This is a genomic window from Pseudonocardia alaniniphila (genome assembly GCF_022524485.1).
Lineage (GTDB): Bacteria > Actinomycetota > Actinomycetes > Mycobacteriales > Pseudonocardiaceae > Pseudonocardia > Pseudonocardia alaniniphila.
Genome location: NZ_JAKXMK010000040.1, coordinates 61,187 through 87,520, shown reverse-complemented (window position 1 = coordinate 87,520; position 26,334 = coordinate 61,187). Strand labels below are relative to the sequence as shown.

At 67.7% G+C, this 26,334-nt stretch carries 25 protein-coding genes and 2 pseudogenes; 11 read left to right on the top strand and 16 right to left on the bottom strand.

Annotated features, from left to right (window positions below):
- The first annotated feature begins 7 nt into the window (after window positions 1-7).
- Window positions 8-388 (top strand): VOC family protein, encoded by a 381-nt coding sequence (locus MMF94_RS36330; protein WP_241042002.1) that lies wholly within the window; start codon window positions 8-10, stop codon window positions 386-388.
- A gap of 147 nt (window positions 389-535) precedes the next feature.
- Here MMF94_RS36330 and MMF94_RS36325 read toward each other — a convergent pair whose 3' ends face one another.
- Together MMF94_RS36325 and MMF94_RS36320 are read right to left on the bottom strand one after the other, a co-directional pair.
- Window positions 536-2,698, bottom strand: coding sequence for a phosphocholine-specific phospholipase C (locus tag MMF94_RS36325; RefSeq protein ID WP_241042001.1), 2,163 nt, complete (start codon window positions 2,696-2,698; stop codon window positions 536-538).
- A 321-nt stretch (window positions 2,699-3,019) separates the two neighbouring features.
- Window positions 3,020-5,407 (bottom strand): endonuclease/exonuclease/phosphatase family protein, encoded by a 2,388-nt coding sequence (locus tag MMF94_RS36320; RefSeq protein ID WP_338104405.1) that lies wholly within the window; start codon window positions 5,405-5,407, stop codon window positions 3,020-3,022.
- Between the two features lie 573 nt (window positions 5,408-5,980).
- On the opposite strand from MMF94_RS36320, the gene MMF94_RS36315 reads away from it, so the two are divergent.
- Window positions 5,981-7,000, top strand: a complete 1,020-nt coding sequence (locus tag MMF94_RS36315; RefSeq protein ID WP_241042000.1) for a metallophosphoesterase — start codon at window positions 5,981-5,983, stop codon at window positions 6,998-7,000.
- Window positions 7,001-7,351: 351 nt separating this feature from the next.
- Here the strand turns inward: MMF94_RS36315 and MMF94_RS36310 are convergent, their stop codons facing one another.
- Window positions 7,352-8,596, bottom strand: a complete 1,245-nt coding sequence (locus MMF94_RS36310; RefSeq protein ID WP_241041999.1) for an MFS transporter — start codon at window positions 8,594-8,596, stop codon at window positions 7,352-7,354.
- A gap of 65 nt (window positions 8,597-8,661) precedes the next feature.
- Between MMF94_RS36310 and MMF94_RS36305 the strand changes: the two genes are divergently transcribed.
- Entirely contained in the window at window positions 8,662-9,669 is a 1,008-nt protein-coding gene (locus MMF94_RS36305) for an ArsR/SmtB family transcription factor (RefSeq protein ID WP_241041998.1), read from the top strand.
- 72 nt (window positions 9,670-9,741) lie between these two features.
- Here the strand turns inward: MMF94_RS36305 and MMF94_RS36300 are convergent, their stop codons facing one another.
- From MMF94_RS36300 to MMF94_RS36275, 6 genes and pseudogenes are all read right to left on the bottom strand, one after another.
- Window positions 9,742-10,602 (bottom strand): SAM-dependent methyltransferase, encoded by an 861-nt coding sequence (locus MMF94_RS36300; RefSeq protein ID WP_241041997.1) that lies wholly within the window; start codon window positions 10,600-10,602, stop codon window positions 9,742-9,744.
- 86 nt (window positions 10,603-10,688) lie between these two features.
- Window positions 10,689-11,350 (bottom strand): annotated as a pseudogene (locus MMF94_RS36295) (response regulator).
- Window positions 11,347-12,501, bottom strand: coding sequence for a sensor histidine kinase (locus MMF94_RS36290; protein WP_241041996.1), 1,155 nt, complete (start codon window positions 12,499-12,501; stop codon window positions 11,347-11,349). The pseudogene MMF94_RS36295 and the gene MMF94_RS36290 overlap by 4 nt, the downstream one beginning before the upstream one ends.
- Complete coding sequence (locus MMF94_RS36285) at window positions 12,498-13,334, bottom strand: CPBP family intramembrane glutamic endopeptidase (protein ID WP_241041995.1); 837 nt, start codon at window positions 13,332-13,334, stop codon at window positions 12,498-12,500. The genes MMF94_RS36290 and MMF94_RS36285 overlap by 4 nt, the downstream gene beginning before the upstream one ends.
- A 241-nt stretch (window positions 13,335-13,575) precedes the next feature.
- The gene (locus tag MMF94_RS36280; protein WP_241042027.1) at window positions 13,576-15,237 is read right to left on the bottom strand and encodes a solute symporter family protein; all 1,662 of its coding nucleotides are present in this window, start codon (window positions 15,235-15,237) and stop codon (window positions 13,576-13,578) included.
- On the bottom strand, window positions 15,237-15,584 hold the full coding sequence (locus MMF94_RS36275; RefSeq protein ID WP_241041994.1) for a DUF485 domain-containing protein: 348 nt from the start codon (window positions 15,582-15,584) through the stop codon (window positions 15,237-15,239). The genes MMF94_RS36280 and MMF94_RS36275 overlap by 1 nt, the downstream gene beginning before the upstream one ends.
- Before the next feature lie 265 nt (window positions 15,585-15,849).
- Here MMF94_RS36275 and MMF94_RS36270 point away from each other — a divergent pair, with 265 nt between their 5' ends.
- Window positions 15,850-15,990 carry a hypothetical protein gene (locus tag MMF94_RS36270; RefSeq protein WP_241041993.1) on the top strand — a complete coding sequence of 47 codons (141 nt, stop codon included), beginning with the start codon at window positions 15,850-15,852 and terminating at the stop codon, window positions 15,988-15,990.
- Window positions 15,991-16,140: 150 nt separating this feature from the next.
- Here the strand turns inward: MMF94_RS36270 and MMF94_RS36265 are convergent, their stop codons facing one another.
- Complete coding sequence (locus MMF94_RS36265; RefSeq protein WP_241041992.1) at window positions 16,141-16,485, bottom strand: Ntn hydrolase family protein; 345 nt, start codon at window positions 16,483-16,485, stop codon at window positions 16,141-16,143.
- Window positions 16,486-16,996: 511 nt separating this feature from the next.
- Between MMF94_RS36265 and MMF94_RS36260 the strand changes: the two genes are divergently transcribed.
- On the top strand, window positions 16,997-17,404 hold the full coding sequence (locus tag MMF94_RS36260) for a nuclear transport factor 2 family protein (protein ID WP_241041991.1): 408 nt from the start codon (window positions 16,997-16,999) through the stop codon (window positions 17,402-17,404).
- 146 nt (window positions 17,405-17,550) lie between these two features.
- On the opposite strand, the gene MMF94_RS36255 is transcribed toward MMF94_RS36260, so the two are convergent.
- From MMF94_RS36255 to MMF94_RS43870, 4 genes and pseudogenes are all read right to left on the bottom strand, one after another.
- On the bottom strand, window positions 17,551-18,840 hold the full coding sequence (locus MMF94_RS36255) for an aromatic ring-hydroxylating oxygenase subunit alpha (protein ID WP_241041990.1): 1,290 nt from the start codon (window positions 18,838-18,840) through the stop codon (window positions 17,551-17,553).
- 76 nt (window positions 18,841-18,916) lie between these two features.
- Complete coding sequence (locus MMF94_RS36250; RefSeq protein WP_241041989.1) at window positions 18,917-19,066, bottom strand: hypothetical protein; 150 nt, start codon at window positions 19,064-19,066, stop codon at window positions 18,917-18,919.
- Window positions 19,067-19,138: 72 nt separating this feature from the next.
- The gene (locus MMF94_RS36245) at window positions 19,139-19,681 is read right to left on the bottom strand and encodes an aromatic-ring-hydroxylating dioxygenase subunit beta (RefSeq protein ID WP_241041988.1); all 543 of its coding nucleotides are present in this window, start codon (window positions 19,679-19,681) and stop codon (window positions 19,139-19,141) included.
- Between the two features lie 521 nt (window positions 19,682-20,202).
- Window positions 20,203-20,442 (bottom strand): annotated as a pseudogene (locus tag MMF94_RS43870) (IS701 family transposase); the annotation flags it as partial.
- A gap of 160 nt (window positions 20,443-20,602) precedes the next feature.
- Between MMF94_RS43870 and MMF94_RS36240 the strand changes: the two are divergent.
- On the top strand, window positions 20,603-21,709 hold the full coding sequence (locus MMF94_RS36240) for a PAS domain-containing sensor histidine kinase (protein ID WP_241041987.1): 1,107 nt from the start codon (window positions 20,603-20,605) through the stop codon (window positions 21,707-21,709).
- On the opposite strand, the gene MMF94_RS36235 is transcribed toward MMF94_RS36240, so the two are convergent.
- Window positions 21,688-22,365, bottom strand: coding sequence for a response regulator transcription factor (locus MMF94_RS36235; protein ID WP_241042026.1), 678 nt, complete (start codon window positions 22,363-22,365; stop codon window positions 21,688-21,690). The genes MMF94_RS36240 and MMF94_RS36235 overlap by 22 nt on opposite strands.
- Before the next feature lie 325 nt (window positions 22,366-22,690).
- Between MMF94_RS36235 and MMF94_RS36230 the strand changes: the two genes are divergently transcribed.
- The 4 genes from MMF94_RS36230 to MMF94_RS36215 all read left to right on the top strand — a co-directional run bounded on the left by MMF94_RS36230 (window position 22,691) and on the right by MMF94_RS36215 (window position 25,047).
- Window positions 22,691-23,035 carry a helix-turn-helix transcriptional regulator gene (locus MMF94_RS36230; protein WP_241041986.1) on the top strand — a complete coding sequence of 115 codons (345 nt, stop codon included), beginning with the start codon at window positions 22,691-22,693 and terminating at the stop codon, window positions 23,033-23,035.
- Between the two features lie 133 nt (window positions 23,036-23,168).
- Window positions 23,169-24,128 carry an HAD family acid phosphatase gene (locus MMF94_RS36225; protein ID WP_241042025.1) on the top strand — a complete coding sequence of 320 codons (960 nt, stop codon included), beginning with the start codon at window positions 23,169-23,171 and terminating at the stop codon, window positions 24,126-24,128.
- Between the two features lie 176 nt (window positions 24,129-24,304).
- Window positions 24,305-24,718 carry a YidH family protein gene (locus tag MMF94_RS36220; protein ID WP_241041985.1) on the top strand — a complete coding sequence of 138 codons (414 nt, stop codon included), beginning with the start codon at window positions 24,305-24,307 and terminating at the stop codon, window positions 24,716-24,718.
- A 5-nt stretch (window positions 24,719-24,723) separates the two neighbouring features.
- On the top strand, window positions 24,724-25,047 hold the full coding sequence (locus MMF94_RS36215) for a DUF202 domain-containing protein (protein ID WP_241041984.1): 324 nt from the start codon (window positions 24,724-24,726) through the stop codon (window positions 25,045-25,047).
- Window positions 25,048-25,137: 90 nt separating this feature from the next.
- Here the strand turns inward: MMF94_RS36215 and MMF94_RS36210 are convergent, their stop codons facing one another.
- The gene (locus MMF94_RS36210) at window positions 25,138-25,605 is read right to left on the bottom strand and encodes a hypothetical protein (RefSeq protein ID WP_241041983.1); all 468 of its coding nucleotides are present in this window, start codon (window positions 25,603-25,605) and stop codon (window positions 25,138-25,140) included.
- Between the two features lie 87 nt (window positions 25,606-25,692).
- Here MMF94_RS36210 and MMF94_RS36205 point away from each other — a divergent pair, with 87 nt between their 5' ends.
- On the top strand, window positions 25,693-26,112 hold the full coding sequence (locus tag MMF94_RS36205) for a MarR family winged helix-turn-helix transcriptional regulator (RefSeq protein ID WP_241041982.1): 420 nt from the start codon (window positions 25,693-25,695) through the stop codon (window positions 26,110-26,112).
- Window positions 26,113-26,334 lie beyond the last annotated feature (222 nt).

Below are 26,334 nucleotides of genomic sequence, written 5' to 3'. Positions count from 1 at the left end.
ATCCGTCATGGCCGACGAGTTTGTGAGCGTCCGCTATATCGTCCAGGACGTTCAGGAGGCGATCGACTTCTACACCACTCACCTCGGCTTCGAGGTGAACATCAGTGCCGCGCCTGCGTTCGCCGACGTGATCCGCGGTCGGCTGCGGCTGCTGTTGTCCGGCCCCGCCAGCTCCGGCGCCCGCGCCACGCCCGCGGACTCCGCGACCTCCGGCCGCAACCGCATCCACCTCGTCGTCGACGACCTCGACGCCGCCGTCGCCCCGCTCCGCGACGCCGGCGTGTGCTTCCGCAGCGATCTCGTCAGCGGCCCCGGGGGCCGCCAGATATTGCTCGCCGACCCTGCTGGAAACCTGATCGAGCTGTTCCAACCGGCCATGAGAGCGTGAGGACTTGGCAACCGGCAGCCTTCTGACAGGGGAGATTCACGGAGGGCCTCTCGGGTTCGAGTGGGTGCGTCACACACCCACTCCGCCTGGAGGCCCTCCGCCTCGTTCAAGCCGCTACGCCGCAACCGACTGACGATGCCGGGCGGCTCAGCCCGTGACGCTGGCCTCGCCGGTCTCCAGGTGGCCGACGAACCGCTGCGACCAGGCGTGGTCGCTGTCGACCGTGACGGTCACGTCGTACCAGCCGCCGCTGACCCCCAGCGGGCTGACCGCCCACGCCTCCTTGCTGTGCGCGGCAACCTTCACCTTCTCCGGTGCGCCGGAGATGTAGCGATTGCGCGTGATGGTGAACTCCACGGGCGAGGCGCCGTTGTTGAACAACCACAGCTTCAGCTTCGGGCGTGCGGTCGACTTGCCGTCGTAGTAGCTCGCCTCGACGACGAGGTCCTTGCCGACGGTGGCGATGTCGCCGATGAAGCGACGCAGGAACCGGTTCGGACCGGTGATGGTCAGGTCGTACGCGGTGTCGCCGCCGGCGGAGCCGATGGGGCCGGTGCCGGTGGCGGTCGCCTTGGCGGCGACGGTGTACTGACCCGGGAACTTGGCCGGGTACTGCGCCAGCGTCGGGAAGCCGCCCTGATTGTTGTAGACGGCGAACTGACTCGCCTTGGTGACGAAGGGGGCATCGTTGCTGAACTGCAGTTTCACCACACCGTCGGCGAACCCGGTCAGGTTGGCGTTGGGCTGGTAGGGCAGCGGGCGGGCAGACTTGGTGCCCGCCTCCTGGGTGGGCATCTTGTTGTCGCCCGGCAGCGGGGTGTACTTCGTCTCGGGGACGAGCTCCCCGGTGTCCGGCAGGTTGGGCAGACCGTAGACCGGCGACGCGAAGTCGAAGGCACTGGTGAGGTCACCGCAAACCTTGCGGCGCCAGTCGCTGATGTTGGGACAGACGGCCGGTGTACCGAGCCCGTTGGTCCACTTCTCGATGAACTGGATGATCGACGTGTGGTCGGACACCTCGGAGGTCACCCAACCGCCGCGGGTCCAGGGCGAGATGAGCAGCAGCGGCACACGGAATCCGAGGCCGACCGGGAGGGGAGCGGTGACCCCGGACGAGGCGAGCGTGCCGGAGACGAACTCGTCCGCCTCGCCAGGCGCAGGCATGGGCGGCGGGACGTGGTCGAACTGGCCGTCGTTCTCGTCATAGTTGACGATCACCAAGGTCGAGTTGAAGACATCCGGGTCGGCGTTGAGGGCCGCCAGGACGCCGCGGAGGAAGTATGCGCCGTTGCTCGGGGCCGTGACCGGGTGCTCGGAGAAGAACTGGTTGTTGACGACCCAGCTGACCTGCGGCAGCGTGCCGTTGAGCACGTCGGCACGGATCGCGGCGTTGATGTTGTCGGCGTTGCCCGCGAGTCCGGTGACCGGCTCGGGGACGTTCTTGACGCCGTTCTCGTAGTAGACGTCGCCCGGAGCGGCCTTGCCGCCCTGGGTGGGGTCGAGCTTGGCGAAGGTGTCGAAGTACTCGAGGCCGTTGTCGCCGTAGTCGTCGGCGCACTGGTATACCCGCCAGCTGACGCCGGCCTTCTGGAGCGTCTCGCCGTAGGACTCCCATGGCAGGAACTTGCCACGCTCGTCGCCGCCGTCGTTGGCGGTGAAGCTGCCGTGCTTCTTGTCAGCGTTGATCGTCCCGCTCCACAGGAAGGTGCGGTTCGGGCCGGTCGCGCTGAGCACGGAGCAGTGGTACGCGTCACCGACGGTGTAGGCGTCCGCGAGGGCGTAGTGGAACGGAAGGTCCTTGCGGTCCAGGTAGCCGAGGGTGGTCGGGCCGCCCTTGGCGGAATACCAGCCGTTCATGAGGCCGCCGTACCAGGCGCCGTGCTGGTCGGCCCAACCGTGGCTGGTGCCGCCGTAGTTGGCGGCGCCGAGCTCGGCGCTCGGCGGGGTCGCGCCGCTCCAGGACTTCGCCCCGCTCAGCCGCCACGGGTACTGAGTCTCGGCCCCTGCGGTAGGCGTCTTCGGCTGCTCCCAGACGGACTTGCCGCCCGGCAGCTGGATCGTCGACCGGTCACCGAACCCTCGCACGCCCTTGAGGGCGCCGAAGTAGTGGTCGAAGCTGCGGTTCTCCTGCATGATCACGACGACGTGCTTGATGTCGCGTATGTCGCCGTGCTTCTGGCCGGCCGGCGCGGGCTTGTTCTGCGTGGGAGTCGCGGCGGCACTCACGCCGGGGAGCGCGGCACCGATGGCGGCCGCACCAGCGACGGTCGCGGCGGTGCCGAGGAAGTTTCTGCGGGACAATGTGGACATAATTCGGGGGACTCTCCAGGTTCGGGGATGCGCCTCGAGACACTGGTGCTGCGATCTTGCTCCCGAGTGTCCGGAATCCGACCCATAAATTGCCGAGTGCGCAAAACCTAGATGTCTTAACATCCGTTACCTGCAGTGAGAGTTGTTACATACGGACACCATCCAGGGAGTTATGAGGTAGCCGGGCCGCAGCCGAAAACGGTCCGATTCGTACGGTATGAACTGGGCAAACACGGCTGCAGGCGACTGTGGTGGTGCTGTGGCCACCTTGGTCGCGTTCACCGCAACCAAGGTGGCCTTCGGGAATTAACTCATCTCTTGTTACGGATGGAATTGCACGATCTGCGGGTCGTGGTCGCTCGACTGTTGGGCGAACTCGGAGTTGATGTGCACCACGTCGTAGCCGACCTTCTTCAGTCCCTTCGAGACCAGGATGTGGTCCAGCACCTGCGAGTTGCCGTCGAAGACGTAGCTGTAGCGCTCGTTCTCCGGCAGAGTGTTGATCAACGCCGTCAGCGCGCCGCCTTGGGTGAGGACCTGCAGCGTCGGGGAGAACTGGTAGTCGTTGAGATCGCCGGCCACCACGAGGCTGGCGTTGGGATCGGCCGCGAGCAGCTTGTCGATGAAGCCACGTAGGACGGTGGCCTGTTGCACACGCTGCACCTCGGAGCTGCGGACCGGCGGCTGGTTGATGCCGTGGGTCGGCTGGTCGCCGCCCTTCGAGGCGAAGTGGTTCGCGATGATGAACACCGTCTTCCCGTGGAAGACGAATTCGCCGGCCAGCGGCTTGCGGCTGGTCTGCCATGCCGGGTTGGCCGGGTCGACCCTGCCGGGTGAGATAGACAGGTGCGGATTCTTGGCCTTCTCGTCCATCACCACGTCGACCGCGGTCGTGGCGTCGCCACCTGGACGGTCCACGAACGACACCCGCTTCGGGTCGAACAGAAAGCCGACCCGGATGTTGCCACCCGGCTCACCACCGTCGGTCATGTCCTGCGGGTCGATCTGCCGCCATTCGTAGCGCGGCCCGCCCGCGGCCACGATCGCGTCGACGAAGCGCTTCAGCGTCTGGTCGGCCGCGACCACGCCGTCGCTCGTGCCGGCCGGGCCGTTGTCGTCCTGGATCTCCTCCAGAGTCACGATGTCCGGAGACGCGAGGTTGTCGGTGATGCCGTGGGCCAGCCCGTCGAACTTCGCCTGGTCGTCGACGGCTGAAAGGTTCTCCACGTTGTAGGTGGCCACCGTGAGCTCGCCATTGTTCTGCTTGCGGGTGACCTCACGCGCGAGGCCGTTGTCCTTGAGCTCGCCGAGGATCGAGGCCTGGATGGTGTAGCCGCCGAACTGGCTGTACTCGACCGGGCCCGAGGTGATGCCGGTGAGGACGTCACCGGTATTGGCCTGCGGGAACGGCCGCTGCGAGAACGGGATCAGCGACTGGACCTTGACGATGCCGGTGTTGGTCTGGTCATAGCCGAGATACACCGAACCACCGCGTGCGCTGGGGTGCTCGTTCGGTTTGGTGGTCACGAGCACCTCGTCGAAGGCCGTGGTGCCGCTGACGGCGCGCACGTCGGCGACGCTGACCAGCTCGCCTTCGTGGGCCTCCCAGAAGTCCAATGCGTACTTCGAGGGCTCCAGCGGCAGGGATACGATGCTGCCGCCAGGCTGCGGGACGTATTCGCCGGGCACCGTGTTCTGGGTGATCACCACCGGTTCGGGCAACTCGTGGCCGCCTGACTCGGTGGTCCACGTGGGGCCGGTGAGTTCGGTGGTCGTCTGGTAGCCCGACTCGGGGCGGTACTCGGCCACCGTGCCGGTGACGGTGACGGCATCGCCGACCGCGACCGTCGGCGTCACGGAGCCGGTGAACACCAGAAGGCCCTCGCTTGTGCGGGGATCGTTGTCAGGTTGAGGGTCCTGGATCCAGAACCCGCGTGAGGAGCCGAACCCTCTCGTGGCGGTGACGATGCCGGGAACCCGCACGGATTTGCCGACCAGCGGCGATATCCGGGTCGTGCCCTGCACATCGCGGATGCGCGCGTCGGTCGCATCGCTCGGGCCGCCGGCCTCCCCGCCGGCAGTGTTCTGGGGAGTGGGCGGACCTGCGACGAAGTCGGCCGCGTTGTCGTCGGTGTCGATCGATGTGGCGCGGAAGACCGACGTGGTGGCGCTCGGCGCCGGCGCCGGGTTGGTTTCCCGCACCACCGCGCTGCCGTAACCGACGAGGTCGACGACCCGCGAGTCGGCTGCGCAGTCAGCGGCGGTCAGGCAGGTCAACGGGGTGGTTCCGTTGACGAGCGCCACCGTGCCGGTCGTGGCGGACATGTTGATCGACCCGGTCACATCGGGGGTGGGCAGCTCGACCGTGCCTCCGCCCCCCGCCGCCTCGGCGACGAGGAGGCGCGCACCGGGGTTCACCGAACCGGACAGTGGGGTGGACTGCCAGCGGCTGCTCCCGCTGGGCGAGCCCGGCAGGTACTGCACGCTCATGTCGGCGACGCCGGTGGGGGTGGTGCCCGCCGTCGACAGTTCGATGAAGTCCCGGGTCAGGGTTGTACCGGAGTTGCCACCACCGCCATAGACCTCGGCGATGACTGGCCCGGGACTTGGTGCCGCGGAAGCAGGCGCGACCAACACGGTCAGCCCGGCAACGCCCGCGACAGTAATTGCCGCAACAGCGCGGCAAGTATGGCGTCGGAGTGAAGTCACCGCGGCATCTAACCCACATGGGTGAAATGCGAAGCGTCTTCCGTGTGTCGCGAAGATCAAGGTTGAGGTTTCGGCCAGCCGCCGCTATCGGAGGATTCGCCTCCTTCCCACCCCGACCGTGGCAGTCTTCTGCAGCTTCCGTGCGGTACGCCCGACGGCGACCACTGTCGCTACCTCGACGGCCGACCTGTGTGCCGTCGCCGCCCCGATCCCGGACCCGGCGCCCGTGAGGACCACGGCCTTTGACAGCTCGTCGAGCGGCTCGACCGGGGCGGTGCCCGCGTCAGAGCTGATCACCACCCGAGTGCCCACCGGTGCACTCGGGGTGCCTCCGCGCGGCCTTCTGAACATCGGCCCCGGAGTCGGCCGGCAGCACGCCGGCTCCCCGTGCCCCGAAGAGTCAATCTGTTGATCTACGGTCACTCCGGGTTCAACTCCCGTGGATAGCGTCGCGCCGCATCGTCCGCGGCCTGGCCTCCGCGTTCGGTCGGCCGCGCTGCCCCGAGCGCGGTATCCGCATTTCCCCACACGGTCGGGATTACCAGCGTGCCCGACCAATGACTGGAGCTCCCCGTGCGACGTCCATTCCTCGTCGGCGCCACCCTCGTCCTCGCGTTGTCCGCCGTCTCCGTCGGCACCGCTGCTGCCCAGCAACCGGACAAGGCCGGTTTCGGCTTCGCCGTCATCGGCGACATCCCCTACGGCGCCGAGCAGATCGCCCACTTCCCGAGCGTGGTCGATCAGATCAACGCCGATCCCGCAGTCCAGATCGTCAATCACCTCGGTGACATCAAGGACGGCTCCTCGGTCTGTAGCGACGATTACTTCGCCGCGGTCCGAGCTCAGTTCGATCGATTCGCCGATCCGTTCGTCTACACCCCGGGCGACAATGAGTGGACCGACTGCCACCGGCCCAACAACGGGGGCTTCGACCCGCTCGAGCGGCTGGACGCCGTGCGCGAGACCTTCTTCCCCAAGCCCGGCAAGACACTCGGCGGCCAGAGCGTTGCCGTGCACTCGCAAGCCGATCGAGGCTTTCCGGAGAACGTGTCCTACGACCGCGCCGGAGTCTCGTTCGCCGTGCTGCACGTCGTTGGCAGCAACAACGATCTCGCCCCCTGGACCGGGCAGACCGCGCCGACCCCGGAGCAGACGGCCGAGGTGCAGCAGCGCACCGCGGCGACCCTCGACCTGATCAGCGAGACCTTCGACCACGCTCGTGGGCAGCGCGCCGTCGCTCTGCTGATGCAGGCCGACATGTTCGACCCGACCGTCCCCAACCCCAGCTTGGCCGCATACTCCGGCTTCCAGGAGATCATCCGGGCCATCGCCGAGCGCTCAGCCGACTTCGATGGCCCGGTGTACCTCTTCAACGGCGACAGTCACGTCTACAACTCCGACAACCCCCTCGCGCCCGGGTCGCCGTGGCTGAGCTTGTACGGCGTCACGACCCCGGCGCCCAACCTGACCCGGATCACCGTCGACGGCTCGAACGGCGTGAACAACTACCTCCGCGTCACCGTCCAACCGGGCGACCCGCAGGTGCTGACCTGGACGAAGGTCCCCTTCGGCACGACGCCGACCCCGCAGTAGGTGTACTGATCGCCAGGCGTTGGTGTACGTCGCTTGACGACACGGTCTGAGTGATCTGGTGAGGAAGGACGCACAGGGATCACTGGTTCGATCCCACTGCCGCCCACCATGCTGAAGGCCCTGACCTGCGAGGTCAGGGCCTTCAGCGTTCTACAGGTCGAGTGGGTCAGGTTCAGGGCCGCGACTGTGTAAACGGGTCGGTAAACGTTCGTCCCAGGCGGTCGGCCGGCCTGAGGTGGGGTATGAAGAGTCCAGTGATCTGGGGGCGTCGGTATACGCACAATGGCCGACTGTGAGCGTCGCCGGATTTCCTGCGCCGGATCGAGGCCTGCGGATGGACGAGCACTGCGGCTACTCGGTGTGCCTTGTTGAAGTCCGTGGCGATTTGTCGCGAGCGCGCAGGGCGCCGATGAGAACGGGCATGGCGATGAGTAAGGCGATGCCGCGTAGTGCACCGGCGATCAGGTAGCCGGCTCGTAGCCCGAGCATGTGGGCGATGAGGCCACCGGTCAGTGCACCGAGGGGGATGAGGCCCCAGCCCAGCATTCGGTAGACGCTGTTCACTCGGCCGAGCAACTCCGATGGAACGAGCTGTTGGCGCAGGCCCACGGTCACGACGTTCCACAACGTGGTGAGGAACCCGTTGGCGGTCAGGAGTCCGCCGAGCACGATTGCGTTCGGGCTCAGGCCGAGGCTCTCGAAGACGACCACGTTGGCGCCCAGTGCTGTGACCAGCGTCGGAAGCGCACCGATCCGGGCGACGATCTTCGCATTGACCGTCCCACCCACCACGGCGCCGACGGCGCCGGCCGCCAACATCAGGCCGTAGCCACGATCGCTGACGTTCAGTGTCTGCGTGGCGAGCAGGACGAGGGTCACGTTGCCCAGTTGGAAACAGAAGGTGTTGACGCCCAGTAGTAGCGCGAGTGTGCGCAGGAGGCGATGGCTGGTCAGCCAGCGCAGTCCGGTTGTGATGGTCAACCGGAGCGGCGGGTTGTCGGTGTGGTCGCGGCGTCGGCTCGGCAGGGTCGCCAAGAGTGCGGCCGAGAGGACGAACGAGGCGGCGTCGATGCCGAAGGGAAGCGCAACGGCGATGGAGAACAGAAGGCTGCCCACGGGGGACCCGAGGAACATCTTGCCGATCGTGGTGACGGTGTACTGATTCCCGTTTGCCCGATGCAGGAGGGGTTTCGGGACGATGTCCGGCAGGATCGCCTGCGATGCGTTGCCGAACACGACCTCGCATGTGCCGAGGGCGAACGCCGTAGCGGCCAGGACAGGGACGCTGAGCTCACCCGCGGCTGCCAACGCGGCCATGACGGTGACGATCACCGCTTGGACCGCCTGTGACCGCCACATCAGCGCTACCCGGTCGTACCTGTCGACGAGGGCGCCGGCAGGGAGGGACAGGAGCAACCAGGGCAGGAATGTGCAGGCCGAGACGACCGAGATCAAGCGCGGATCTGTGGTGACGGTGATGGCCAGCAGAGGGACGGCGGCAGCGAACACTCCGTCGCCGACGGAGCTTACGGCCGCAGCCGACCACAGGCGCCAGTACGAGGCAGGGAGCCGCGCCTGGGTGATTGAACCGGTCATGCGACGGATCGTCGGGACTGCGTGGTCGCGAGGACATCATGTAGCTCAGGGCTCATAATCGAGTGGTGCCGCTGACGATCTCGCTCGGTGTAGCGGAACTGGCGGGCACGCGGTTCGCGGTCTCGCCGCTGTCCGAGACGGTGTCTGGTCTTCAGTTGCTCGGGGGTCGGGGGCGGCAGGAGAGCAATCTGCGATGGGTGCGGTGGGCGACCGATGAGCTGGCCAGGCAATCTTTTGTGTTGCCGCGCACGTGGCCGCTGATCGTCAACGATCGGCCGAGTTGGCCTCAGTTCCTCGTTCCTGCACCTGCGGGTGCCGGTACGACGATCGAGCAGGACCTCGTGGCGATGCAGCAGACCACGGCACGCCAGGTGCGGACCAGCCTGGCGCGGGTATTCGGCGACGATCTCCCCGAGGCTGCCGCCGCGCTCGCTGCACATCCCGCCGCCGGCCTGCAGGTGATCGCCGAGGAGTTGCGGGAGGCGCACGACCGGCTCATCGCACCGCATTGGGCGCGGATCCGGGCGGTCCTCGATGCCGACATCGCTTACGGCGCCAAGCAACTGGCCACTGGCGGGACGGGCCGGTTGTTCGCGACCTTGCACCCTGATCTGCACTGGCAAGATGGGCGTCTGACTTTGACGGGCGTGCGCCGCGACCGCGCGGTGAATCTGGGCCCTGGCGGCCTGGTCCTGCTGCCCGTCGCACTCGGCACCGCACAGGTCCTGATCAAGGGCAATACCACCACACAGACCACCGTGCGCTACCCAGCACGTGGCGTCGGAGCGCTCTGGACCGCTGGGACGCGTGCCGCACCTGGCAGCGTCATCCGTCTGCTCGGGCGGCCTCGCGCTCAGCTGCTCGAGGCACTGCGATCGCCTGCCACCGGGATAGACCTGGCGCGCGCACTAGGGATCACGCCGAGCGCGGTGTCGCAACACCTCAGAGTTTTACGCGAAAGCGGCCTCGTCGCTGGTGAACGGCATGGTCGCGCCGTGCTGTATCTGACCACCGAACGGGGACTGGGTCTGCTGGACCCGGATTCCGACCTATGCTTGCCGGGTCGGTCTTGATTCCTGTGGCGTCGCGAAGCGCACGCCTTGCCAGACCCTTGTGCGGACCGGGATTCCGGGGTCGCGCGCCTTTCAGGGCTTCTTTCCCAGTCCGGCCACGAGCACGGTGGACCACGGTCCCTCGGGCTTGGTGGGGTCGGTGGGGCGCCAGTCGTTGGCGTACACGAGGCCCGGTTCCACCATTTCCAGGCCGTCGTAGTAGCGGCGAATCTGGTCCCAGGTCCGGATGTATCCGCTGCCGACCCGCGAGACGACGTCGGCTTCCAGTTTCTCGTCGGCTTGCGGGTGGTCCTCGCGCAAGAGGTTGACCGTGAACAGGTAGGACCCGGACGGCATCCTCGCGATGAGTCGCTGCGTCACGCCGGCCGGGTCCTCATGATCGGTGAGGTGGTGCAGGACGCTCGCCATGAGCACCGCCCACGGCTGATCGAGGTCGATCAGCTGCCTGGTCTCGGGGGCGTCGAGGATCGAGTCCGGGTCGGCGGCGTCGGCTTGTGTGACTGATGTGGTCTGGTTGTCCGCCAGCAAGGCGCGGCCGTGGGCGAGGACGATCGGGTCCTTGTCGACGTAGACGACCCGTGCGGTCGGGTCGAGTTGGTGGGCGATCTCGTGCACGTTCTCCTGCGTGGGCAGGCCCGACCCGATGTCGATGAACTGTCGGATGCCGGCCTCGGTGGCGAGGTAGTGCACTGCCCGCTGGAGGGCCCGTCGGTTGCTGACGCAGACTTCGGTGGCTCCGCCGTTGTACTTCGCGTTCAGCGCATCGGCCGCGGCCCGGTCGACCGCGAAGTTGTCGTGGCCGCCGAGCAAGTAGTCATAGACGCGCGCCACCGTCGGTTTGCTGAAGTCGATGCCGCTCAGCTGCTTGTTCTGGCCGACCCGCGGGTAGTGCTCGGCGATCTTGTCGTGGAGCCGTTTGGCGGACTCAGCCATGTCAACCTCCAGTGCGTCGTGCGTCACCGAGCGTAGTCCACGGCACGATCAAGGGTGTTCCGTCGTGGCAGCCATCTATGCGGCCGTCAGGTCACCAGGCCGTGGCGGTAGGCGTAGACGACTGCTTGGACGCGGTCACGCAGGCCGAGCTTGGTGAGGATGCGTGACACGAAGGTCTTGACGGTTCCTGGCTGATCACGAGTGCGGCAGCGACTTCGCTGTTGGAGAGGCCGTCCGCGATGAGGCGAAGGACCTCGAGTTCACGGGGGGTGAGCGGGGTGTCGCGTGGGTTGGCTCGCTCGGCGGGCCGGATGCGGGCCGCGAACCTGCCGACAAGCTGGCGCGTCACCTCGGGGTCGAGCAGGGCCGCGCCGGTGGCCGCGGTGCGGATCCCGTGCAGCAGTTGGGCAGGCGGTGCGTCCTTGAGCAGGAACCCGCTCGCTCCCGCACGCAGCGCCTCGTAGACGTACTCGTCCAGGTTGAAGGTCGTCAGCACGACTACCTTGACGGGTTGCGGCACCCCGGCACCGGCCAGCAGGCGAGTGGCCTCGATGCCGTCGAGCACCGGCATGCGGATGTCCATCACCACGACGTCCGGGGCCAGACGGCCGGCGAGGTCGACGGCGGCCTGCCCGTCCCCGCACTCGCCCACCACCTCGAGATCGGGTTGCGCGTCGATGATCGTTACCAGCCCGGTGCGGATCAGCATCTGGTCGTCGCAGACCAATACTCGGATCGGTGCGGTCACGACCGGCTCCCCGTGGGAATCCGTGCTCGCACGGCGAAGCCTGCGCCGGCTTGCCGGTCCACGATGAAATCGCCGCCCAGGACAGCGACCCGCTCGCAAAGACCGGCCAGGCCCCGTCCACTCCCGACAGGGGACCCCGCCTGCGACCCGGAGCCGTCGGTGCTGACCTCCACCGTGATCTCCCGTTCGCTGTGATGCACCTGAACCGACGTGCGGCTGCCGTGGGCATGCTTGAGGGCGTTCGTCAGGGCCTCCTGCACGACCCGGTAGGCCACGAGATCGGCGCTTCCGCTCGACTCCGCAGGCGTGCCCTCCTCGGTGAACTCCACCGGCTGCCCGGCCTGACGCGTCTGCTCCACGAGCGTGCCGAAGCTGCCCGGGGCCGGTGTCGTGGCTTCGGCGTCGTGGTCGGGGTTGAGCAGATCGAGCAGGTGCCGCAGGTCGGTCATGGCCCGTCGGCCGGTGTCGGTCACTGCGGTCAGGGTCTGGTCGAGGCGGTCGGGCGCGGCGGTCAGATAACGTGCCGCCTCGGCCTGCACGACCATCGCGGTCACGTGGTGGGTGACGACGTCGTGGAGTTCGCGGGCGATGCGCGTGCGTTCGGCCGCGCGGGTGTCCTCGGCGACGCGACGGCGACGTTCGGCTTCCGCTGCCCGGGTGGAGCGCAGCCACGCTCCGATGCCCCACGCGAGGACCAGCGCCAGGTAGAACGTCACGAACTCCTCCGGCGGCTCGCCCGAACCGAGCTGGAAGAGCACGACGGCCAGCGGCACGTACGCCGCGGAGAACAGGATCGCGGTGGCGCGTCGGCGCCGTTCCAGATGGGCTCCCACGCTCAGCAGCGCGATCGCCAGCGCGGTGCCCGCGACCGAGTGGTAGCCGCGGAGCTGGTCGACGGCGAAGCCGAGCGACACCAGGAGGAGACAGGCCGCGGGCCACCGTCGACGCACGGCGAGCGGGAGGCATTCCAGGGCGACCACCGCGACGGCCAGCGCGTCGAAGGAGCGGGCCGGCATCCCACCGAGCTGCGTCCCGTGGTTGTGGAGCACCGGCAGGAACGACGATCCCAGCAGAAGCAGCCCGAGCGCGAGATCCCGGCCCGTGACGTCGAACCGGCGCCACAGCGTCAAGGCCGCCCGGTGATCGATCATCGGGCGAGAGTAATCGTGGCCTCGACCCGGTCGGCGCGCCGGCGGCGGGGTACCAGATTGCCGCGATGGCGGGCCAGCAACAGGAATGCGATCGTCGCCAAGACGCAGAACAGCACCGAGTACAGACTTCCCTCTGGACCGAAGTCGCCGCCGGTGAGAGCCACCGGGCCCGACATCGCGGAATCCAGCAGACCCTGCGGGGTGCCGTTGCCCGAGACCTCCGTGCTGAAGATGCCGCTCGCGGCGAAGTTCCAGCCGAAATGCAGCCCGATCGGCAGCCACAGTGTGCGCGTGGCGACGTATGCGGCGGTGAGCATGCCGCCGGCCTCGATCGCGACGGCGATGGCGCCCCACAGGCCGGCATGCGGGTTGAGCAGGTGCACCAGGCCGAACAGCACACCGGTCAGCACCAACGCGATCCACGTGCCGATGCGTTCCTCGATGATGCGGAACAGAACGCCACGAAACATCAGCTCCTCCGTCACCGCGGCGGCGGCCATGAAGCCGAACAATCCCACCGCACCCGTCACCGAGCCCACGCCGTGGACCGCATAACCATCGAGGAAAGCGATGTTCACGATGACGAGCCCGAACAGCGCGGCGCCGAGGAGCGTGCCCCGACCGAGCGCGGCCCCGGCACCGTTCCAGGCCACCTCAGTGGACGGGCGGCGCTCGGTCCGCCGCACCAGCCACCCGTAGACGACCACCGACAGCACGGCCGTCAGGACACCGATGGCGAGCGTGAGCCACGGATTCCCCTGCACCGCGGCGAGGATCTGCCCACCGATGAAGGCGACCGCCGCGGTGCCTGCGAGTTGCCAGACCAACCTCATGAGAATCCCTTCGCCAGATCCGCGGCCAGAACGCTGCGGCTGCGAAGAACGCTATGAATCCGACGCCCCGGAATCGTCACCACACAGTGGACACCTGCGCATAGCTCGCACGGGGGACAAGAGCCCGTCAGGCCTCGCCCGCGTGACTGAACGTCGGGCTCCTCGTGGCTCCCGGCTCGCTTTGCGGCGGCGACGGCTCAGGCCCGCCGAGCGCGCGGCGTTACCGGAATCAGGACATCGCCTAGTGCGAGGTCGCCTTCTCTGCCCCGGCGCCGGTGAGCGACCGGACCTCCATCTCGGCGAACTTGGCCTCGTCGACCGGTTGGCGCCCGCCGACATAGGTGCCGATCACGCCCAGCAGGAACGACAACGGGATCGATACCAGGCCGGGGTTGGCCAGGGGGAAGACGTGGAAATCCACGTCCTTCAGCATGGCCGTCGGGCTCCCGGACACCGCCGGCGAGAAGATGATCAGCAGCACGCAGCTGGCCAGGCCGCCGTAGATGCTCCAGAGGGCGCCGGTGGTGTTGAACCGCTTCCAGAAGAGGGTGTACAGGATCGTCGGCAGGTTGGCCGACGCTGCCACGGCGAACGCCAGCGCCACCAGGAACGCGATGTTCTGGTTGCGGGCCAGGATGCCGGCGGCAATGGCGATCACGCCGATCACGACCGCCGTGATCCGGGCCACCCGCACCTCGGAGTCCGGCGGCGCCTCTCCGTGCTTGATCACGTTGGCGTAGACGTCATGGGCGAACGACGCCGACGCGGTGATCGTCAAACCGGCCACGACCGCCAGGATCGTGGCGAAGGCGACCGCGGAGATGAAGCCCAGCAGCACCTCGCCGCCGAGCACGTAGGCCAGGAGCGGCGCGGCGGAGTTCGTCCGGCCGGGCGCGTTGGCGATCGTGGTTGCGCCACCGGGCACCAGCGCAGCGGCACCGTAGCCCAGCACGAGCGTGAACAGGTAGAAGATCCCGATCAGCCAGATCGCCCACACGACCGAGCGCCGCGCTTCCTTGGCCGAGGGCACCGTGTAGAACCGCATGAGGATGTGCGGCAGGCCGGCTGTGCCCAGCACGAGCGCGAGCGCGAGCGAGATGAAGTCGATCTTCGCTGTCGCGGTGGCCCCGTACTGCAGACCCGGACCGAGCAGCTTCTCGCCCAGCGGCTTGGTCTGGCCGGCGGTCTCCAGCACGGGGTTCGCGCTCACCGCCTGGCCGAGCACAGCCGACAGGCTGAAACCGAACAAAGCGAGCACCCAGAGCGTGATCAGGGCGGTGCTGACCAGCAGCAGGGCGGCCTTGATGATCTGCACCCACGTGGTGCCCCTCATCCCGCCCACCAGCACGTAGACGATCATCAGGACTCCGACGATCGCAATCACCGCACCCTGGCCGACGATGTTCGTGTTGGGGATCTTCAGGAGCAGCGCGATCAGCGCGCCGGCACCGGCCATCTGGGCGAACAGGTAGAAGAAGGACACGACCAGTGTGGACGTAGCGGCGGCCGCGCGGACCGGGCGTTGCCGCATCCGGAAGCTCAGCACGTCGCCCATCGTGTACTTGCCGGTGTTCCGCAGCAGTTCGGCGACCAGGAGCAGCGCGACCAGCCATGCGACCAGGAATCCGACCGAGTACAGGAAGCCGTCGTATCCGGTGACGGCGATCGCGCCCGCGATGCCCAGGAAGGACGCTGCGGACAGGTAGTCGCCAGAGATGGCGATGCCGTTCTGCGCGCCCGTGAACGAGCGGCCGGCTGCGTAGTAGTCGGATGCCGTCTTGGTGGTGCGGCTGGCTTGGAAGACGACGACCAGCGTGACGACGACGAACGCGGCGAAGATGCTGATGTTCAGCAGGGGGTTGCCGACGCTCGCCGGCGCACTGCCCTGCGCGAGGTGATCCATCATGTGTCCGCACCTTCGATCCGCTCGCGCAGCCGCTCGGCTCTCGGGTCGAGGTGCCGGTTCGCGTAGTGCACGTAAGCGGCGGTGATGGCGAACGTCGAGACGAACTGCAGAAGCCCGATCACCAGCCCGACGGTGATGTTTCCTACCAGTTCGGTGGCCATGAACGCCGGCGCGTACGTGGCCAGCAGTACGTACAGCAGGTACCAGAGCAGGAACGCCGCGCTCATGGGAAAGACGAACTGGCGGAGCCGACGCCGGAGATCCTGGAATTCGTCGGTCCGTTCAACCTGCTCGTACACTGTGGTCGTTGCCGGTCTTCCGGCCGATGGATCGATGTGGGACACGATGCCTCCTCGCGCACTTCGGGGTACCCGTATCGGCAGTGCGAAATCACCCCGCACTCGATCGTTCACGGGAAGTCAGGCGGAATCTGCCGAACGCGAAGATTGATTCGGCTCGGCGGGTGTATGGACCCCGTCCGATGGGCCATCACACGGGGGACTCGAGTCGCTCACGGACGCGGTCGACAAGACGAAGGATGCCAAGCTGCGGGCACGCGTCGACAAGCGGGTCTATCTCGACGCCGAGGATCGCGGCGCAGGGACCCAGATGCGCGGCTACTTCCGCTATAAGGTCGTGGGCGACCGTCTGGTGATCAAGTTCGTTGCGATCCGGAAGGAACACAGCGGCGGCCAGGGCACCACGATGTTCGGAGATTCCACGGAGGTCGTGAGCGAAAAGGAAAGCTAGCTCGGGGCGCCGGCGCGTGGACCACGCTGGTCGTTCGGATTCCTGGGGAACCACAGGCGGGCCGTCGGCGTGGCTGCTGCATCGGTGCCTTGGGCTTGCGGGTCAAGCCCGAGGGGAGCCGCGGGTCACCCCGCGCGGGCATGGCAGGTCTCAGTGCTCCCAGTCCGAGCCAGGGCACATGTTGAACCGGTCTACGGCGTCGATGGTGCGCTGGGCCTCGGGTCGTCCGAACCCGTCACTGGCCATTGCCCGGGCCACAAGGTCGATGGCCTCTTCGCGGCTCATATCGCGGCGCGCCTTGCGCTCGCAGGCAGCGGTGGCGGCGGCGTGGGGCCCCCGGAAGTAGGGGATTCCCTCGACGGCCGCCAGATAGCCGGAGTAGTCGGGGCCGTCCAGTGCGTGAGGGGCCCGGGCTCCAGCGGAGACACCACAACCTCCGCACCCGGCTAGCAGAGCGCCGAGGGCGAGGGCGGTGAGCAGGCGCCGGAGATTCACGCGGAGATCTTCCCATTTGTCCGGTACCGGCGGGAGGGGATCAGGCCTGGAGGTTGGTGCAGGAGGTGCAGGCGGCGGGCCCGGGAGGACGCTGGACGGGGCTACTGCAACGCGGAACTCGGCAGGGCTGAGTTGTCGTGAGCCGCCTGGGTTGCCGCGCGCTCGCAGGACCCCTCACCCTGCGAGCGCCGCGGCGGAGGGAGGCGCGACATGCTGATCCTGGGCGCCGGCGAGCCGGGATGGATCAGGCTCCGCCGTCGGCGAAATCGCTTTATCTTTTTGATGAAGTACTTAAGGTGCTTCGCTGAGGATGCGCTGCATCCTCTGTCATTACCCGTGATCGGCAAGCCATGTTTCCATCGCAGAGTGCCACACCTGGCGTCTCCGAGATGGACGTTTTTTCGTCAGGAGGTCACTTTTCTTCCTCGAGGGTTGAAGAAGCGGACCGGGCTGGCGATGCTTCAGTTCCATGAATGACGTGCCGGAGAGTCGGCCGAGCGTGGAGCCCCCGATGGATGCGAACGCGGCTCCGTATCCAGCCCTGCGCTGGGAGGTGTACGGCCTGTTCAGCAGTATCGACGCGATGGACGTTGCGGCGGTGGTCGGAAGGTTTACCGACGACGCCGTTGTGCGCTTTGCCAACCAGGAACGCGTGGTGGGCAAGGCGGGGATTCAGCAGGTGGTCGAGACGCTCTTCTCCGGGATCCGTGGGCTGAGCCACGCGGTCACCGGCGTGTGGTTGGGCAGTTGGGAGGAGGGTGAGGTGGTGAGTGTGGAGAGCGAGGTCACCTATACGCGTCTCGACGGCGTGCAGCTGGCGCCTCTTCCCGTCACGACCACGTTGCGTATGGCGGAGGGCCTGGTCAAGGACTTCCGGGTGTTCATGGATCCCTCGCCGCTGTTCGCGACGGAGACCTGAGGTGACCGACGCGCTGGTGCAAGCCAGCCCCACCTCACCTGGCGCCTCGGCGACGGTTTCGAGGATCAGCAGGACCGGATTTCCACGGACCGGTGCTTCGCCATCTCATCGTCGCTGATCCGCATGGCATCTCCTCCCAGCCGGCCTCAGCCGCCCATCAGGTCCCGCCAGCGTCGCCAGAACGTCCGCTGCTGGATCTCGTCCGAGGCGACGAACGGCCCTCCGGTCGCCTCTTTGTGGATGCCCCGAGAGATGTCCGACCACGGTGCCTCGGCAACGGTGCGGAACCCGTGCTGGCAGGACTCACACGCTTCCATGTCGTCCGGCGTGGCCAGGCCGCCAGGCCCCTGGAAGATGACATAGGAGTCCAGCCGTCGCTCCCGCACCGAGGCCGGTTCACCCTTCGTGGCCAGCGTCCACTGCTCGATCACGGTATGGCCGGCGCTAGTGGGTGTGATCGCGCGGATCACGATTCCCATGATGTCGTTGATCACGAGGTTGGGGAAAACAAGCAGGTTCCGGTCGACCGTCGCGATGCGGCGGGCCCGCTCCGGGTCGAACCGCTCCCGCAACGACGCGAACTGGCCCTCGATGTAGCGGCGGTTCTCTTCCCCCATCGCCGGTGTCCAGCGCGCCACGGGCCGTGCCCACGGCGCCCCCTCGAACGTGATCACCGCGTGGCCGGCGCCGAGGTTCTCGGCGCTGGTGATCATGCGGGTGCCACCGGAGGAGCCCTCGGTCGACTTCAGGTAGTCGAAGTAGGTGCGGTGCAGCGGCAGGAGGTGGTAGCCGTCCAGGCTGTTCTCGACGAACAGCTTCCAGTTCGCCGACATCGAGTACTCGTGCACCCCCTCCACCACCTCCATCTCCGGGGACTGGTCGGCCACCAGGTCGATGTACTCCCGTGCCCGGCCGAGGTACTCGGTCAGCTCGACCGCATCCGGGTCGAAGCAGCAGAAGACGAAGCCGCGGTACTCCGCGACCCGCGGTGGAGACGCCAGACCGAACCGGCTGCGGTCGAAGTCCGGGCCGTAGCCGTCCTCGCCGGGCAGGCCGGTCAGCCTGCCGTCGCTGGCGTAGGTCCACGCGTGGTAGAAGCACGTCATCCCGCGGGCGTTGCCTTCGGGCACACGGCAGATCTGTGCCCCGCGGTGGCGGCAGGTGTTCAGGAACACCCGAACCTGCCCGTCCTGGGCGCGCCAGAGGATCAGTGGCCGGCCGGCCACTGCGCGGGCCCGGTAGTCGCCTGCGTCGGGCACCTCCGAGGTGTGACCGACGTACAGCCAGCACCGGTCGAAGATCGTTCGGCGCTCGGCCTCGAACACCGACTCCTCCACCAGCGACGACCGGTGCACGCGGAAGAACCCCTCGCGCGGCCGGTCGTCGACGAGGCCAGTAGGGCCGGCAGGCGCCGGCGCCGTCAGCTGCTGCGTCATGACACGGTGCTCCTTCGGAGACTGTTCAGCAGGTTCTGCGGGTTGGTGGTCCGCGCCGCCGCGGCGAGCCGGGCGTTCATGGAGTCGGAGCCACAACGTCGACGAGCGCGGTGAGCAGCCCGGCGTCGAAGAGCAACAGGTCGAACGAGAGCCGCCGGGCGTACGCCGCCACGGTTTCCGGCATCAGCTCCCGTCGCGCGTCCGGCGTGTCGGGCAGGAACTCCATTGCGGGTAGCTGGGTGGCCCACCGACGGGTGTGCAGGGTCGATCACCTGGTCCACCTCTTGTCGTTTCGTCGTCAGAGAATGATCGAGACGGTGCCGCCCGCCTCGGGAATCCCGTGGTCGAGCGTCGCCACCCGCTCCCGCACCAGGAACGAGCCGTCGGCGGATCGCACGAGCATGTGCCGGTACGTGCCGATGAAGTGGTCGAGTTCGGCGTGCCGGGTGCGCATCACGTGGAAGTTCGCGTGCGCCACAAGGGCCGGGGGGTCCTGCTCGTCGTTCTGTTCGACCCGGACGTTCGACAGCAGCCTGCGGGTACGCGACTTCGGGCTCTCGGCGTGCGCGTGCTTGCTCTTCAGCCGTGTGACGCGCCCGGCGAGCTGGAGGTGGCGGTCGTTGATCACCTGCAGGGTCGAGCGTGGGTCGCGTCCCTCCGAGCCCGGGGCCGGCACGCGGTACAGCACCTCCGGGTGCATCAGGGCGAGCCATTCGTCGAGCTGCCAGCTGTCGAGCAGGTGTGCCTCGTGGTACAGGAACTGCTCGACTTCGCTCAGCCGCGCGGGTTCCCGCACCGGCCGCATGTGCCCCGCTCCGGTCATCGGCGTCGTCCGGGTCATCTGCAGCTCCTTCGCCGCACGAACGCGCCAGAGAGGACTCCTCCAGAATTGCGGCGAGCCGGCCCTGGTTCGCCAGGACCGGGCTGCGCGCCCCCGGGTTTCACGTGACGTCCACGCCGAGCCGCTCGCGCCACGACCGGCCCGCAGCGTCCGGGGCCCATGTCGTCGGAGGGGAGCTGCACCGCGGTGGCACCGTGTTCCCACCGCTGCAGGACGAAAAGGTGCGTCGTGCCGCTGTCGTCGAGCACCGCAAGGCCCCGCTCGCCGGCAGCACGGTAATTCCACGCAACTGTCTCCGATGGGTGAATCGTCAGATTCGTCGACAACGCAGCACCCCCATGCTGATCGTCCCGGTGATTCCACCGCAGGGCGTCCCCGGGATCATCTCTAGGCATCGATCGCATGCTAATCAGTTCGAACCAACCGGTCCACTTTTAATCCATGATTCAGTGGTGTTGATCCGGAGAAAGCGGCCTATACTGGGGAAACTGCAAGGAATAAGATGGACCAATCGGTTCGAGCGCGCCGGGTCCGATCGAGCGCCGCTCCCAGATCGGGGCAAGCACCTTCGCCGGTCGACCGTGCCCGTCCGGGCTGGTCAGCAGATCGTCGTTGCGGGTGGCGAGCACGAACGGGATCTTCCGATCGGCCAGTCAGTCCCGAAAGGCGGGGTTCTGGCCGTAGGCCTCGTCCGCACTCGCCCACGACGAACCGGTCGGGACCCCGGCCTGGTGGGCCCGGTTGAGCATGACGATGCCGACATCTCGTCGACCTCGCACCAGGTGCGGCGTGTGGCACATACTGGCTGTGCCGTACGCCACAGCAGGTCCCGAGATCGGCTGTCACCAGGCTTGCTGTCGGGAACCGGTCTGTCCGAACGGGCATGTCGGGGCGCGTGGCACCGGACACGAGGACATCCAAGTGACGACAGAAGAGCAGGTGGTCTCCCGCATCCTGCGGGACGTTCCACAGCCGATCTGGGTGGTCGATGCCGACGGGCACATCACGTTCGCCAACCCGTCGGCGGTTGCGGCACTGGGTTATGAGGACAACAGCGAGTTCCTGGGGAAGCCGAGCCATTCGACCGTCCACTACAGCCCGCCCGACCGGCCGGGCGGTGATGAGAACTGCGTCCTCCTCGCGCCGGCGCGTACCGGCAGAGCTGCGCACGGTGAGGCGGAGTCGTTCATCCGGCGTGACGGCTCGCTGTTCCCGATCGCATGGTGGTCCTCGCCGATCGACCTGCCGACCGGTCGTGGTGTGGTCCTGGCGTTCACCGACATCACCCAACGTCGACGTGCCGAGCAGACAGCTCGGGAGCGCGACGCGGCCACGATTCGTGCCACGGAGGCCAAGGCGGCGCAGCGCCGCATCATGGAACAGACCACGGAGATCCGCCGCCAGATTGCCCGCAACCTGCACGACGGGGCACAGCAACGGCTCGTCGCGTTGATGGTCGGTCTGGAGCTCGCCCGCAGCGAGCTCGCCCCCGGTGACTCCGACCTGCGGGTGTTCCTGGACGGCGCCGTGACCGAGACTCAGTGTGCGATCGACGAGCTCCGCGAGTTCGTCGCGGGTCTCCATCCGCCGACGCTCCACTGTTACGGGCTCATGGCCGCTATCCAGGGCCTCGCCGACCGGATGCCGATACCGAGCCGGATCACGAGCAACCTCGGGAAGCGGCGACTGCCGGAGTCGGTCGAGGCGAGCGCGTACTACGCGGTTGCCGAGGCGATGGCGAACGCGGTGAAGCACGCGCGGGCGAACTGCGTGACCGTGTCCGTCGAGTTCGACGGAACGGCGCTCGACATCAGTGTCACCGACAACGGGATCGGCGGCGCGCGGATCGGTGCAGGCTCCGGGCTCATCGGGCTCGTCGACCGAATCGGCGCTCACGACGGCACGATCGACGTGGACGCTGCGCGTGGGGGTGGCACTACCGTCCGGATCGCGATCCCGGTGGATCCGAGGATCGCGCGGCGGCAGAAACCGGTGACACCCGGTGGTCACGCCTCGCGGGAGGTGTAGGGCGTCCGCTGGTTGCGGAGGTAGGCGAGCACGGCGAGCACGCGGCAGTGCTGGGTCCGGTCGGCCCTTCGCAGGCCGAGCTTGGTGAAGATGCCTGTGACGTGCCGCTCGACGGCCGGGACGGTGACGACCAGGCGCTCGGCGATCCCGGCGTTGGCGTGGCCCTCGGCCATCAGGGTCAGGACCTCGTGCTCGCGTGGAGTCAGCTGGGCGACCGGACCGGGCCCGCCGTGCCGGTTGACGAGCTGGGCGATCACATCGGGGTCCAGCGCGGATCCGCCTGCCGCGACACGGCGGACGGCGTCGAGCAGAGCCGACGTGTCGGCAACCTTCTCCTTGAGGAGGTAGCCGGCCCCTTCGGGATGCGTGCCGACGAGTTCTAGCGCGTAGTCGGCGTCGAGGAACTGTGAGAGCAGGATGATTCCGATCTCGGGGTGGGCGGCACGGAGTTCGAGGGCTGCTCGCAGGCCGTCGCCGTTGTGGTTCGGGGGCATCTCGATGTCCGTCACCACGACGTCGGGCTTCAGGTCCAGCGCCGACCGCCGCAGATCGTCCGCGTTGTCCACCGCGTCGGCCACCTCGACGCCGGCGCGTTCCAGGACCCGGACGATGCCCTCGCGGACAAGCGCGTTGTCCTCACCGACGACGATCCGCAGTGCGGCCACGGCCTCAGCGTACGAAGGCCGATGGGGGCTGTCTGTGGGGTTCGCCCTACATCTGCCCTCGGGTGTGCATCGCTTCAACCCTGGTGGTCACCCAATGGGCGCGAAAGGTGGCCGTCGGCACACTTGCCTGTACGGAAGACCTCCGGAAAGGGATCAGATGAACGGGACAATAGGGATACGTCGCCGGGCAGCCACCGGATGGTCCAACGGCGACGGCACGGCGCCCCAGACGTCTCCTCGCAGTCACGGGAGTTTCCTGTTCGTCCCGTACCTCCCGAAACCGAGGTCCCCGGCGTCGGTCGATCGCCTTCTCGACATGATGCTGATGCACGTCCGCGAGCACCTGGCCGACCCGGCCTTGCAGGTCGGGGAGCTGGCGCGGCGGCACCACGTGTCGGTCAGTCACGTGTACACCTTGTTCGAGCCGATCGGGATCACGCCCGGTGCCTACCTGCGCGAACAACGGCTGCTCGCCGCGCGGGCGATGCTGTCCGACCCGCGGTACGCCTGGCTCGCGACGCCGGACATCGCGGCTGCGGTGGGGTTCCTCGAACGCAGGACGTTCGATCGGGCGTTCCGGCGGCAGTACGGGATGACGCCCAACAGTTGGCGCCGTCAGCATTGCCCCTCCGGATCTGCTCCCGCAGCCCTCGGTCAGTAATGCCGCCGCCGGGCCCCGGATGGGATCCGCCGCAGCAGCCGCATGTGAGGCCGCGAGGCCGGCCTCGACAGCCTCCAGAGGCGCCGGATGGACATTTTCTCCTTGAGGTTGCGAGCGTGGATCTGGAGTGGAAATGCTCGCGGCGGCGTTTGGCGTCGAGCATGAATCGACCTCGGAGATCTGCGAGAAACGCCCAATTTTACTCAAGCTAGAACGAGATCGCCTTGCGTGTGGCCGCGATATCGAGAAGACTTGCCGCCCTATGAAGGCAGCGGAAAAGCGGGCCGCCGGTGCGGGCGCCCGCCACGCGTGGGTGCCGTTGGGGATAGCCGTCCTGGTGGTGGGCGTGTTGGCCGGCGCCTGCGGCACGGCGGCGATGGCGACGACGATGGTGGCAGGAACGGCGCCGCCGGCCGGCGCGTCCGCCGATCGTTCTCAGCCGGTCAATCTCGACGACGCCAAGCAAGACATCAGAACGTACTACGGCGACCATATCGATGCCGCCGGACAGCATCAGGCCTCAGCGGACAGTGCATGGGCGCGTCAGGTGGGGCTGGTCGACACTCGCGCCGTGCGGGCGCTCGAACGCCGCGCGCGTGAACTCGGACACCATCGTATGGCGATCGTGCTGGACATCGACGACACGGCGCTGTCGACGTATTCGTACGGCGCCAACAACGACTTCGCCTTCCACAACACCGCGAAGACGATTCAGTGGGCACTCGCGGAGAAGCTGCCCGTCATATCGGCGACGCTCGCGTTGGCAAGATCGGCGCACGAGCATGGCGTGGCGCTGTTCTTCGTCACCGGACGACCGCACACTCTGGCGAACGCTACCTTGAAGAACTTGAACAAGGTGGGATATCCGGCGGCGGTCGGAATTTTCTTCGCGCCGGGCGCCGGTTCGATTCCGACATATCTCCACTGTAGCGGCACGTGCACAACGGTTCAGTACAAGTCCGGTACGAGGGCCCACATCGAGTCGATGGGCTTCGATGTGATCGAAGACGTCGGCGACCAGCAAAGCGACCTGAGTGGTGGCCACGCCGACGCCACTTACAAGCTGCCCAATCCGATGTACACCGTTCCGTAGCCGGAGCTCTTGCCATTCGATGGGATGGCCTCCACCCCTGCGGCTGCGCGTGGCACGTACGGAGCCGGCAAGGGTTGTGGTGGGGTTGGCCCTATCCCCGGTCTCGGGTGTGCATCGCTTCAATCTTGGTGGCCACGCAATGGGCGCGAAAGGCTGCCGTCGGCACACTCGCGTGCATGGACGGCGACCCGAGTGACTCCATCCCGGGGAGCCAACGATTCCTCGGCGCAGCGGCGGCGGACACCGTCGTCGAGCATGACCCGGACTACCGGTTCACCCTCGCCAACGAGCGCACGTTCCTGGCGTGGATCCGCTCGGCGCTCTCGCTGCTCGCGGCGGGAATCGCGGTGGTGCAGCTCGTGCCCGCGTTCCCGCTGCCGGGGGTACGAGCCGTGACCGGCGGGCTCCTGGTGGTTCTCGCGGTGCTGTGCGCCGGGAACGGTGTGCTGCGCTGGCGGCGGGTGGAGTACGCGATGCGGCGCGACGGGGCGCTGCCACCGCAGCGGGCCCCGTGGGTGCTCGCCGTCGGTCTCGTCATCCTCGCGCTACTGGGTCTGGCCCTCGTGATCGTCAAGGGTTTCCTGGGGTGAGGCCCATGCGTGCTGGTCCGTCCCCGGATGCTCCCGGGCTGCAACCGGAACGCACGCGGCTCGCGTGGGGTCGCACGGCCCTCGGCATGCTCGCCAACGCGGCGCTGCTGTCGGTGCGCGAGATCGGTGCGGCGGGACTCACCGTGGCGGTGGTGCCCGCTACGTTCGCGGTGCTCATCGCCCTGGTGACGGTCGTGCTCGGTCGGCGCCGGGCGGCTCTCCTGCGCCGTTCCCCGTTCCCGGCCCGAGTGGCCCCCGTCCTCGCCGTGCCGGTGGTCGGCTGGTCGGTGGTGGCCCTGGCCGTGGTCACCGGTGTCGTCCTGCTCTGAGCCGGCTCTGCGACGCACGTCCGTCACGTGGCGATGTGCCTGTAGGTCATCCCGGTCGACTGCTGACGCCAGACCCGCGTGCGGGAACGTTCACTCCCGCTGATCGTCAAGGAGCGGCAGCGGTGGCTGCCCGGATCCCCCGCCACGGCGGCGAGAGCGCCGCCCGTCCCACCACAGGGCCCCCGCGGTGGCCGCCGCGCCGAGCACTTCCCAGAGGGCGGCAGCGATGAACGATCTCGGAGCCCGGCCGGTCGCAACCCTGGCGCCGAGCACTCCGCCCATGACCGCCCGGGCAGCCACCGTGTACGCGGGGAACCACGACGAGCCTGTCGCGACTCCGATCAGATAGAGGAATCCGTTGTTGACCGCGGCCGCCGAGGTGCTCGTGAGCACCGCAGTGAGGTGATCACGGTCTCCGTCGCTGCCCTCGAACCCGAGGGCGCGTACCTGGCGCTCGGGGCCTGCCAGTCCTGCGATCCCCATGGCCAGTGCCAGAACGCCGGACGCTGCGACCGTCCAGTCCGCGGCGGTGAGGGTGGTGAGCTTCGGCTTCAACACCTTGACACTCCAACTCTTCGAGAGCCTAACTCCGTGCGACTCTATAGCTTCGAGTGCTGCACTGTTCAAGAGCTGTACGATTTGCCCATGCCTCTGCCGCCCCGAACCGCCCTCGAAGCCATCTACGAGGTGGTCATGGCCACGATCCAGCGGGCGGAACCTGCACTGACCGAGCTCGGGCTGACCATGTCGACGACCTACGCGCTCTGGGCCATCGACCCCGACGAGCCCCCGCCGGCGATGAAGGTCGTGGCACAGCGCCTGCGCTGCACGTCCTCAAGCCTCACGTTCACCTCGAACCGGCTCGTCGAGCTCGGGTACATCACCCGCACCGAGTGCCCCACCAACCGACGCACCCGCGTCCTGGCCCTCACGCCGCCCGGCCGCGCCGCCCGGGAGGCCGCGCTGAACGCCCTCGACAAGGCGTGCCCACTGCTGCGCCTCAGCGACGGGGAACGGGCGGGCCTGCTCGACGTGCTCACGCGCGCGCTTGCCGAGGCCGAGTAATCATCGTCGTCCCGTGAGAAACGATCGACGAGACGACGGAGGCGTCGCCGATCGATGACAGCGCTGTGACCTGCGAGGACGTTCGGGATCCGGAGTCCGGCGACCGGGCTCGACCGCACCCTCGCCGCCCGCCGACGTAACAGTTCAACTGCCGAATAGTTAAAGTATCGAACTGTCAGGTACGCTCGAGCTGCGTTCGAGACTCGGAGCGCGGAGGACAGG

Bases quoted from the DNA above. Each gene is read 5' to 3' on its own strand.
- MMF94_RS36205 (WP_241041982.1), top strand. From the start codon at position 25,693: ATGCCTCTGCCGCCCCGAACCGCCCTCGAAGCCATCTACGAGGTGGTC.
- MMF94_RS36280 (WP_241042027.1), bottom strand. From the start codon at position 15,237: ATGGATCACCTCGCGCAGGGCAGTGCGCCGGCGAGCGTCGGCAACCCC.
- MMF94_RS36230 (WP_241041986.1), top strand. From the start codon at position 22,691: ATGATGCTGATGCACGTCCGCGAGCACCTGGCCGACCCGGCCTTGCAG.
- MMF94_RS36310 (WP_241041999.1), bottom strand. From the start codon at position 8,596: ATGACCGGTTCAATCACCCAGGCGCGGCTCCCTGCCTCGTACTGGCGC.
- MMF94_RS36220 (WP_241041985.1), top strand. From the start codon at position 24,305: ATGGACGGCGACCCGAGTGACTCCATCCCGGGGAGCCAACGATTCCTC.
- MMF94_RS36250 (WP_241041989.1), bottom strand. From the start codon at position 19,066: ATGGAGTTCCTGCCCGACACGCCGGACGCGCGACGGGAGCTGATGCCG.
- MMF94_RS36325 (WP_241042001.1), bottom strand. From the start codon at position 2,698: ATGTCCACATTGTCCCGCAGAAACTTCCTCGGCACCGCCGCGACCGTC.
- MMF94_RS36330 (WP_241042002.1), top strand. From the start codon at position 8: ATGGCCGACGAGTTTGTGAGCGTCCGCTATATCGTCCAGGACGTTCAG.
- MMF94_RS36285 (WP_241041995.1), bottom strand. From the start codon at position 13,334: ATGAGGTTGGTCTGGCAACTCGCAGGCACCGCGGCGGTCGCCTTCATC.
- MMF94_RS36260 (WP_241041991.1), top strand. From the start codon at position 16,997: ATGGATGCGAACGCGGCTCCGTATCCAGCCCTGCGCTGGGAGGTGTAC.
- MMF94_RS36255 (WP_241041990.1), bottom strand. From the start codon at position 18,840: ATGACGCAGCAGCTGACGGCGCCGGCGCCTGCCGGCCCTACTGGCCTC.
- MMF94_RS36290 (WP_241041996.1), bottom strand. From the start codon at position 12,501: ATGATCGATCACCGGGCGGCCTTGACGCTGTGGCGCCGGTTCGACGTC.
- MMF94_RS36270 (WP_241041993.1), top strand. From the start codon at position 15,850: ATGCGCGGCTACTTCCGCTATAAGGTCGTGGGCGACCGTCTGGTGATC.
- MMF94_RS36300 (WP_241041997.1), bottom strand. From the start codon at position 10,602: ATGGCTGAGTCCGCCAAACGGCTCCACGACAAGATCGCCGAGCACTAC.
- MMF94_RS36215 (WP_241041984.1), top strand. From the start codon at position 24,724: ATGCGTGCTGGTCCGTCCCCGGATGCTCCCGGGCTGCAACCGGAACGC.
- MMF94_RS36245 (WP_241041988.1), bottom strand. From the start codon at position 19,681: ATGACCCGGACGACGCCGATGACCGGAGCGGGGCACATGCGGCCGGTG.
- MMF94_RS36225 (WP_241042025.1), top strand. From the start codon at position 23,169: ATGCTCGCGGCGGCGTTTGGCGTCGAGCATGAATCGACCTCGGAGATC.